This window comes from Paenibacillus sp. LT-B23 (genome assembly GCF_059417685.1).
Map to the genome: position 1 here is coordinate 1 of NZ_JBSQBM010000049.1, position 9,310 is coordinate 9,310.

Consider the following 9,310-nt stretch of genomic DNA (forward strand, 5'->3'; position numbering starts at 1 on the left):
GGGGGTTTGACCATTATTTGACATAATTACTTTTAATCATCAGAAACAATAAATTTTCTCCTTACAAAATCAGTTTGAATTAAAACTTTGATTGTTTACAGTATGCAATATCCCTTTTGTCCAGTAATCATTTGACCATACATAGTCGGCTCGAGGTATATCATCAACAAGATAATTTGCAGCCCAGGTACGGAAACCAGAACTATTTGTTTGAATAAAGTATCTAAAGAGTGAATATTCCCCTCTCGCTTTGGATTCCCCAGAATCAATTATGTCCACCAGCCAGTATCTATCTCCACCCACATACTTTAGTTTGCAGCTCAAGGATTCTATACGTGAAACATTGTATGCCAGCTTTAACCAGTTACTTGCGGCACTAACCTTCTTCTTGACCCCGTCCTCATTAATCTCTTTCACGACAGTAACTTCGAAAAAGGATTTGAATTCATCTTTATATGAATAATAGTTCTTACCAAAGATATGTCCGAAGTATTTATTATAAATCTCTTTTGAAAGACCTAATTTGCGACTGGAAAGACGCCCCATTGCCGTTGCGAAGACATGTACTTTCCCATCAAATTTATCACGGTAACTCCCTGACTCCGTTCTAGCTAAGCGTTTCAGCTCCAGTTTAAACTGATTTATCATGCTGAAAAATGGAAGGGTTGGAACCAGTTGCTCTAAATTTTCTAATACGAGTGGGCTAAGTTGCCCAATTTCTGCACACTTCTCTTTATAAGTGCTATTTGTAATCTCGGGGAACAATTTGTTGAAATCATTATCTTCAAAAGCTTTCTCAAAACTCCGATTGATTTGGTCACGATACTTTTGAAACTCTTTTGGTAATCGAACCTGTTCATTAAACATTGAAAGATATGTAACATAAGTGCTATTGTTTGAGATAAAGCTAGCACATTCTTCAACAGCATCTACCCGTCCAACATCACGCTTTGACCAATCATTGGACTGTTCTTTAGTATAAAAAATATGATCCCAAATACCCCTATCTTTTAATAACCACTCAATTACCTTTTCCTTCTCATCGTCATTTTGCGAAATACTTTGTTTTAAGTGGCTCAACTCATCACGAATATCCTTTAACAAGACTTTCTCTGCTTCTAACCTGTTCCCTTTAAGTTCTTCGTCCAGAGAAATTTCCCGACAGAACTCATACAGATCAATTAAATTCTCATCTGTTAAAACAGGAGCTGTATCACTAGTCACTCCTTCTGTTTCTGATAGATTCGAGGGAAAATCTCTTAAGACAAGGCAATCGTAAAGCTTACTTATCATATGATCTTCTAACAAACCAGAAATACGAGCAATATACTTCTCATAATCATTTTTCAATGTCGTGTAACTTATTAGTATCTCAGGTGACAAAATTGTATTCCTTGATGGTAAATAACTTAACAATGAACCAAGGCAAGTATTAACGGCACAGTAAAAGTTAAACGTATTTGTATCGAAATACTTAGAACTTATGAGGAAACAGTTATAGATCGCTTCACTCTGACTATTTAATCGATCAATCCGACCGTATCGCTGTTCTAAAGCAGATGGATAGGCAGAGACATGATAATTTACAATATGATTATAGCCCGGCAGATTAATACCTTGCTCAGCAATTTGATAAGTTAAAATTAACACTGTAGGCAAGTCGGTCAGCTTTGAAAAATCCGCCAACTCTTGTGGATTACGTCCAGTTACGATATAGTATGTCGGCCTGTCCGGTAACTCTTTATTAGACTTTACGAATCCAGCTGATTCAAGATGGTCTCCAATAACATCGGCTTCTTTTACCACGTATCTGGTGAATATAACAAATCGATTTTCTTTGGATTGATCACAAAGATCTCTTAGTTTTTCTACTAAAACTTCGTTCTTGTTACTATAAGATTGGTACTTCCAAGTTAATGTTTCATAACGTTTCGCCTGAGTCTTTTGATACCCCTCAGTCTGGAGAGACTTAATGGTATCTTTGAAGTATCGTGTTACCGGAAATTGAACATCAAACTGGCTACAAATCAACTCTTCAGGTTTTTTACCTAATGTCTGCAATTTGGCAATCCAGCTGTCATCGACTTTCTTTTGGAGAAGGGCTTCTGCGATGCGAGGGTATACAATTAAGTCAGAGACATGCTGCTTTATCGGTGTAGCTGTTAGGAAAACAACCTTTTGGGCTGTGATATTTTCAATTAAATTACGGTGACGCTGCGTTTCTTGACTTAAAAACAGGTGAGCCTCATCAATAATCACTAATCCATAATGCATTTCAGACTTAAATTTTGAATGGTGGTTGTTTACTACTTTGACCCTTTCACGATATTCTTCGAATGGTAACTTATCAAACCAGTCACTTATAAACTGCCCATTAGGTCTTATATCACTCGGTCGTGCCAACGCATTTGTAGTAATCACTAATACCTTTTCATCAGGATATTGCTCTAAAAAGTCTAATGCCATTATTCCGCTGCTAATTGTTTTACCACTGCCAACTTCATCAAATAGATAAATAACGTCATTATTGTTTAGTCGTTCAATGTTTGCAAACTGAATTGGATATAGATCCACTACATTCGGATTTAATAAATTTAACCATTTCTTCTCAACAGTCAAAGTCACAGTTGTCCCTCCTCGTGCATACCTTACAAGTCTATCTCTGTAAGTATTGTTGTTCTTGTTTACTTACAAAATTCTACATAGAAAATCAAATCCCTCCAAAAGACCCAGTATTTTTTTCATGAAGACCCATATCAATGAATCATCTGTCGAACTAGTGTAGCCGATTTACTTCTGTATCAATAAATTGAAAATATCACTCTACCCTCCCATAAATCACCTGCTTATCCCCATCAAACAAATTCCGATAAACCACCTGCCCACGGCTGGAAGAGGCATCGACTACCTTTCCATTCCCTGCATAAATACCTACATGCGTTATATCCATAAAACGACCATTGCGTTCATAGCTCCAAAAAACCAAATCACCCGGAGCTAAATTTTCATATTGAATTGCAAGATTATTATCTACAATATAACGGGCCTGTTCTGCCGCGGTGCGTGGCAACTGAATATTTAACTGCTTATAAACCCACTGTACAAGGTAGCTACAATCTGTGTAGCGATCCATCCCAGCCTTGGGCTGGCTATATGGGTCACCCAACCGGGTCAATGCCAGCTTAACAGCCTCAACTCCATGCTCCCCTTCTGACAAATCTCGATAAACCAGATCAAGCTCCTCTTGAGATAAGCCTGTATCACCGTTCTTACCTAATAGTGCAAACATAAGCGGCCTGAATTCTTCTGATAACAACTCCTTCATAAGTTAATCCTGATTATTAGTAAAGCTGTAGGCTGTTGATTGGTCCTCTGCTGTTCGGCTTGTAATCGTTATATGGAGGACAGTTTCATACGTTGTAACCGTTGTATTTTGCATGCTCCCATCCTCCTGCTCTACCACCACTGTCTCCTCATGCTCAATCGTTTCTAGCTCGTATTCAATTTGATTCATATCCCAGAAGACGGAGCGAATGGCCTCCACACGAGTCGCATCAATTGTGACCACATCCATTCCATTTTCAGTATCCATCACTGTCTTGACTGCAAACACTGCTATAATATCACTCCAGTTATCTACACGAGTATTATCTGCACTGCCAAGATAGTTTATCTCCTCACGATCAACGGAGCCTGCATTTTGCCGAATTTCTTCTAGTCGATCAGTAAATTCAGTATCCATCTCTTGAACAACCACTGACAAGGGCTTTACGTCATTATCCGTATTCTCATCAGAGAAGAAAATGCCATAAGGGGATGCAATGAGATAGGCCACCGCTAATACGATGCACATCAGCATAATTACTGAACCGCTCACTCCTAATAAAGCCATTATTCCCTTGACTGCCAAAGCAGCAGCCTTTACTACGATGCGAATGATACGAAGATTAAATCGGGTCATAGCCTGTATTCTTTGCAGATTTCTCCGAGCAAGTGCTGCCTGGTAAACCGCTTGCTTGGCTTGCTCCATGCCACCCTTTTGCTGAACTGAAGCACTCCTATTGCCTTTCTGTCTGTTGAAGGCTCCCGTTCTGGTTTCTTTAGATATCGTTTTAATTATTTTCCGTCCTTTAGCATTGAAGGAATGCCTGACAGACTGAGAATGGTTTGGCTTCTTGGCAAATTGAGATGATAAAGGAGTTCGGAAAGTTCTTCTTTGAACATCACCCGATTGTTTTTCAACGGCAGACTTGCGCCTTACATATGAACGATTGATAGAATTTGCAGGAGGCTGCTTCTTATTTTCGGCTGGTATATTGCTACTTTTCTGCTGCTTGGTAGGTTGTAATGTTTCAGATTAAAGACCCGTCCCATATACAAAAGCCGAGCATTAGCCCGGCCTTCTAAATCACTCTGTTTTCTTATCACTGTATCTAACGCGCCTTCAGACATGCCCTGTATGGGTCTAAGCAAGGTATACTTGCTTTCCTTATACCTGATATGGCTTGTCGATACTTTAATTTGCTTTAGGCTTAGAAGTAACTGAATACTTCTTGTCTGCCCGCCGCCTGATGTATTATGCTTTGATGCCTTCCGCCGCGCTACTATGCTTACCTTACTCTGTTTTTGCCCGCTTCCCTTTCTCTCAATATCCTTTAATAAAGATGACTGCTCGATCAGCACAGTCCGATTTACTCTGTTGGCAAATTGTCTAGTTAATTGTCCCCCTACTCTCCATGAACGCTTCACTACATCATTTGATTTACCCTTAGCATACTCAACGGGAGAGCGTGATTCCGGCTCTTCCTTGTCTTTCTGCTTGAATTGCACCACAGATGCCCGCGTCCTTTTGAGCAATTGCACATGTCTCTCCAGCTTCTTCACGTTTTTGTGCCTGATCCTTGTTTTTATATCCTTCATGAAATCACCTCCACCTCAATGATTAGCGGATATGCTCTCCAGTTCTTTTGTTAGCTCGTTCATGACTTCTACAGTATTCAGGGTAACGCAAGCGAATCGCTTCAAAGAAAAAAGGTGCGTAGCTACAGTCGAATAGCTCATGCGGGGTGGAGTAGCTATCCTTTCCGTCCTCAGTCCAGCCGTTCCACAAATTAAAAGCCAGACGGCTTACTCGAATCGTACTGCTGGTTTGCCATGCGGCGGTGAGGCCTTTTGGCCTAATGCTGTCATTTGAATAATCAAATAGCTCGTTAGCATGACTTCTCGTTTCCCATGAAATTCCTAACGTATAAAAGACTGCTCGATGATAGGCATCTGTACAATTCGACTTTCGCAGCGACTCATAATAAAAACGCTCATGCTCCTCATCCCGAAACATTTTCGGTTGCATATCTGATCACTCCCTTTATTAATTGCAGCGACTGGCTACCAACACCAGCCGCTGCAATGCTAAGTAGCCTTCTATTAATCCCATCATTTTTAAGGTTAAATCGGACCCATGCGCTTAAAGCTGTACCTTATCAAGCAAACGAGCTAGCTTTTTCAAGCCGCTGCTTATGGACTTCCGAACTGCACGCTCGTCCACCTTTTCTGCCTGAGCGATAACAACTTTACTTAAACCTAAGAAATAGTAGGCATATATGCGTCTGAAGGTCTTTTCAGATAGCTGGCACATTGCCTTATAAATCTCTTGCCGGAGCCAAGCCTCCTCATATTCCTCCTCAGAAGAAAGCACGGGAAACAAAATTTGATGCTCCATTCCATCGTTACCGTCCAGAGAATAATAAGCACGATGACGATACGCACGCAGCTTGTATGCGCTATCAATATTATCGAAGCGGCGCATTTCATGCACAATCTCTTCATCCACCTCTACCCATACATCTGTTTTATAAAAGGAATACACGTCTCTCAGGTTAATTTCAATCATTCTTACCCCTCCGTTTTTTGATTTTTGGGCAAACCAAAACAGAGGAGGAGAACGACAGCCCATACCACCTTTCAAGAAGCCGTAAGGAACATAAAAAGGACTCCGAAGCAAAACGCTCCAAAAGCCCATATGCAGAGTACAACACTGAAATTGACACAAAGAGAACAGAATAGCGCATGGTGAAATAGCGACCTGCGCTACCGGCTTTTGGGTAGCATGAGTTGCATGCGACTTGATATTAAAGGCACTCGACCACAAAATATCAACTCCCGCTCACATAGCAACATCCTTGTGAGAAGAAAGCCTACCGTTCAATTACTCAGGCGCTGCCACTCGTAAGTGAAAATCCTGCTCGTTTATAGCTCTTCAACCTACACAGCCTCCAAATAAAATTAAAAATAACTACATTTTTAGTCAATTATCCCTACATAGATATATGTCGCTTGACACATGAAAAAATCATGTTTTCAGGATTAATTTCCTGTTTTTTGTCGCATAATCATATTTTTTGTAGACATCTTACAACTCTCATTCGCTATCCCATGGTAAAATATAGGAGTAGCGAACCAACTCTTTATCTTAAGCGGTACTTTATCACCACTAGCCGAGAGGGGGAGGAGCACATGTACAGTTTGAAAAGCAATGAGGAATTTTTGGAGGAAATCTATCGGAATCATGCCAAAAGGATCAGTCTGTATTGCAAAAAACTTCTGCGAGGTCATTATACTGATGCAACCGAGGAATGCGTACAAAACACTTTTTTACATGCAACTCAGCACGTAAAAAAGCTGAAAATGCATCCGAACATTGAGGGCTGGCTTTACAGAACCTCACGTAATCAGGTAAACAATGTTTTCCGAAGGTGCTATACCCAGCAAAAATATGAAGTTAGATTTCACTGTAATTTAGCTCAACGTCTGACTTGCAATTGCCCGTTGATAGATCAGGTGCTGTTTTCCACGACTAGTATTGCTAAAACCATTGATACTGTAATGTGCAGATTAAATCGACGGGATCTTGAACTATATCAAAGCTACTTCAAAGATGGATTATCAATTATTGAATTAAGTACCAAATACAATGTTTCTAATACAGTAACCACAAGCCGCATTTATAGATTGAAACAAAAGATTAAAAGTATAATCAAGTAATTATATTAAAAAATATCCATTTATTTTCAGTTCTACAAAAACCAAACAGACCGCTCTTCATTCGAGATGAGCGGTCCATTGGCCGTACTATTCATACATGTAAGCACGTCTGTTGATTAACCAGAATAAGTAATTTGATTAATAGAAGCAGAGACACGCTTAAGAAGAACATGCTGAATCTGGATCAGCTATTCCACCGGTAGATTTTGCAGAAGAAAAAGACGAGAAAATCGAGCAAAGGAAAGAATGGCATGTTGGGGCCACGTCCCTTGAGCGGCATCAAATAACCATTTAAGCAGGACATAAACGATGAGCGCACAAAAGAATTGCCCATAGACCGCATTTTCGGTTGTCCCAAACAGCGTTGGAATATTCAAATGTTGCTTGATCCAACGGAAAAAGACCTCAATCTGCCATCGAGCTTTATACATCTTTGCGATTTGTTCTGCTGTGACCTGCATTAAATCGGTAACGACTCGGATGACTCGACCTTCAAAATCTCGAAACATCACCACACGATGACGTTGCTTGGAACGACACTGCGGTGTCCCCAACTGGCAGGTGATATCCCGAATGACAGAAGAATCTGCTTTCTGGAGACGGGAAAGGGCATGAGGTTTTTCCAAATGGACGTTGTCGCGAAGCCGAATGACAAAGGATTGTCCTTGGATTTTGAAGTCGTCCAGACGCTCCAGTTTCCCATAAGCACGGTCCATCACCACAATGTAGTCCGGTTGAGCCAACGTTTCACTCATGGGGCCATCATGCTTGGAACCCAGCGTTTCGACGACCTGAAGCGGTTGCCCATTTTGGGCTCGCAAAGCGACATGAAGTTTAATGCCCGCACGCTCTCCGTGATAAGGAGCCCAAGGTAGTCGTGTTTTTCCCACTGTTATGGTGGTCGAATCGATGAGGAGTAATTCTTTGGGAAACGTAAGTTTTCGGCGTGTTTCTCGGCTACACTTGTGAATGACTCGATGAAGAAGCTCCTTAAATATAGCAAAGGGGACTTCGGCCGCTTTGGTGGAAAAACACGAATAATGAACCATAGGTAAGCCACTGCGAGCGGCATGATCCACACCGGAACGATAACTGTCCCATTGTTCTAAGGCAGCTACACACCAGTATTGAAGTAAGTGGGTTACTGTGAATTTACGGGCTTTGTCTTCATAATCTGCTCCCTTGGTAACACTTTGCACTTCTTCCGGTGTCAGAATGGATTGAAGGATCAATGGGATCGTGATAGACTTTTTCATGGAGTCGTCACCTTTCGGTTAAGTTTGTAGGGGTACAAACATTTTACCGAGTTGACGGCTCTTTTTCTACCATTTAGTGGTTAATCAACAGGTGTGGTACTTTAGAATTGTATCTAAAATTTGATTATTACTCTCACCTTTACTAGGTCAGTCCCCCTGCTTCCAATTCAGACCTTGCGTTACCTCCACGTTGTTGGTATCAGATGTGGATGTTGCATTCGATTGAACACACAGTTAAATTTACCATTCCATCCATCTTAGCACGGCTAATTATAATTAGGTATATCAAACAAAAAGGAGGCGCGGAATCCAAATAGACTCTGCTACCTCCTTATACACTCATGCTTTCATAACATCTCACGTATCCGTGGTAAGCAAAGTTCAATTCTTCAAACCAAGCTCACCTTAATGAATTCAACGTATCTACACACTCCACATCAAAACCAAGGTCCAGCACGACCGAAACCTCGATTTTGTCCTTCAGCACCTTATTTTTGAAATCAGCGCCGTCCTTCGTGAAGGTCATAAAACCCGCAAAGTGTTGAAAACAAAGGATTTCTACATATCTATTCGTTGCATTCCTACCACGCACTCCACATGTGTCGAGACGATAGAAGGGATATATTCCTTTTAATTATATATATTACCTATATTATCAAAAGCCACTCCATCTCACAACACCCCTTTTTCCAGATGATGCCCGTTCTCCCTTCACTTCTATCGATTCCACTAATTCCATATGAACCTGTATTTAATTTACCCGAATCCATAATCACAATTAAATCAGCCCCGTTCCTGATTTTGAAAGGCAATTGCTCAAAATTACTGTTAGCTTTCTCTATTCCAGTATTACACATTGAAAACACCCCAACGAATGGGTCATTTTGTAAACTAAATCTCTCTTTCAACCGATATATACATATGCTGGGTTCGTAATTAAATATCACCTCATACCCTTTTGTACCTTGAATGAAAGCTTACTTGGAACATCTATATCCGAATAAGCACGTTTT

The 9,310-nt window shown here is 40.6% G+C and carries 9 protein-coding genes; 1 reads left to right on the forward strand and 8 read right to left on the reverse strand.

Features of this window, described 5'->3' with window-relative positions; genetic code table 11:
• Nucleotides 1-69: 69 nt before the first annotated feature.
• From ACWXW9_RS28680 to ACWXW9_RS28705, 6 genes are all read right to left on the reverse strand, one after another.
• Nucleotides 70-2,625 (reverse strand): helicase-related protein, encoded by a 2,556-nt coding sequence (locus ACWXW9_RS28680; protein ID WP_494932159.1) that lies wholly within the window; start codon nucleotides 2,623-2,625, stop codon nucleotides 70-72.
• A 193-nt stretch (nucleotides 2,626-2,818) separates the two neighbouring features.
• Nucleotides 2,819-3,325: a C40 family peptidase gene (locus ACWXW9_RS28685; RefSeq protein WP_494932160.1), complete on the reverse strand. Its 507-nt coding sequence runs from the start codon at nucleotides 3,323-3,325 to the stop codon at nucleotides 2,819-2,821.
• A 3-nt stretch (nucleotides 3,326-3,328) separates the two neighbouring features.
• Nucleotides 3,329-4,030, reverse strand: a complete 702-nt coding sequence (locus tag ACWXW9_RS28690; RefSeq protein ID WP_494932161.1) for a hypothetical protein — start codon at nucleotides 4,028-4,030, stop codon at nucleotides 3,329-3,331.
• A 227-nt stretch (nucleotides 4,031-4,257) separates the two neighbouring features.
• Nucleotides 4,258-4,920 (reverse strand): hypothetical protein, encoded by a 663-nt coding sequence (locus ACWXW9_RS28695; RefSeq protein ID WP_494932162.1) that lies wholly within the window; start codon nucleotides 4,918-4,920, stop codon nucleotides 4,258-4,260.
• Nucleotides 4,921-4,942: 22 nt separating this feature from the next.
• Nucleotides 4,943-5,350: a DUF6075 family protein gene (locus ACWXW9_RS28700; protein ID WP_494932163.1), complete on the reverse strand. Its 408-nt coding sequence runs from the start codon at nucleotides 5,348-5,350 to the stop codon at nucleotides 4,943-4,945.
• A 114-nt stretch (nucleotides 5,351-5,464) separates the two neighbouring features.
• Nucleotides 5,465-5,890 (reverse strand): RNA polymerase sigma factor, encoded by a 426-nt coding sequence (locus tag ACWXW9_RS28705; protein ID WP_494932164.1) that lies wholly within the window; start codon nucleotides 5,888-5,890, stop codon nucleotides 5,465-5,467.
• A gap of 623 nt (nucleotides 5,891-6,513) precedes the next feature.
• On the opposite strand from ACWXW9_RS28705, the gene ACWXW9_RS28710 reads away from it, so the two are divergent.
• Nucleotides 6,514-7,041 carry an RNA polymerase sigma factor gene (locus ACWXW9_RS28710; RefSeq protein WP_494932165.1) on the forward strand — a complete coding sequence of 176 codons (528 nt, stop codon included), beginning with the start codon at nucleotides 6,514-6,516 and terminating at the stop codon, nucleotides 7,039-7,041.
• Between the two features lie 188 nt (nucleotides 7,042-7,229).
• Here ACWXW9_RS28710 and ACWXW9_RS28715 read toward each other — a convergent pair whose 3' ends face one another.
• Entirely contained in the window at nucleotides 7,230-8,297 is a 1,068-nt protein-coding gene (locus ACWXW9_RS28715; protein WP_494932166.1) for an IS4 family transposase, read from the reverse strand.
• Between the two features lie 400 nt (nucleotides 8,298-8,697).
• Nucleotides 8,698-8,823 (reverse strand): hypothetical protein, encoded by a 126-nt coding sequence (locus ACWXW9_RS28720; RefSeq protein WP_494932167.1) that lies wholly within the window; start codon nucleotides 8,821-8,823, stop codon nucleotides 8,698-8,700.
• Between the last annotated feature and the right edge of the window lie 487 nt (nucleotides 8,824-9,310).

Bases quoted from the DNA above. Each gene is read 5' to 3' on its own strand.
- ACWXW9_RS28695 (WP_494932162.1), bottom strand. From the start codon at position 4,920: ATGAAGGATATAAAAACAAGGATCAGGCACAAAAACGTGAAGAAGCTG.
- ACWXW9_RS28690 (WP_494932161.1), bottom strand. From the start codon at position 4,030: ATGGAGCAAGCCAAGCAAGCGGTTTACCAGGCAGCACTTGCTCGGAGA.
- ACWXW9_RS28720 (WP_494932167.1), bottom strand. From the start codon at position 8,823: ATGACCTTCACGAAGGACGGCGCTGATTTCAAAAATAAGGTGCTGAAG.
- ACWXW9_RS28685 (WP_494932160.1), bottom strand. From the start codon at position 3,325: ATGAAGGAGTTGTTATCAGAAGAATTCAGGCCGCTTATGTTTGCACTA.
- ACWXW9_RS28715 (WP_494932166.1), bottom strand. From the start codon at position 8,297: ATGAAAAAGTCTATCACGATCCCATTGATCCTTCAATCCATTCTGACA.
- ACWXW9_RS28710 (WP_494932165.1), top strand. From the start codon at position 6,514: ATGTACAGTTTGAAAAGCAATGAGGAATTTTTGGAGGAAATCTATCGG.
- ACWXW9_RS28705 (WP_494932164.1), bottom strand. From the start codon at position 5,890: ATGATTGAAATTAACCTGAGAGACGTGTATTCCTTTTATAAAACAGAT.
- ACWXW9_RS28700 (WP_494932163.1), bottom strand. From the start codon at position 5,350: ATGCAACCGAAAATGTTTCGGGATGAGGAGCATGAGCGTTTTTATTAT.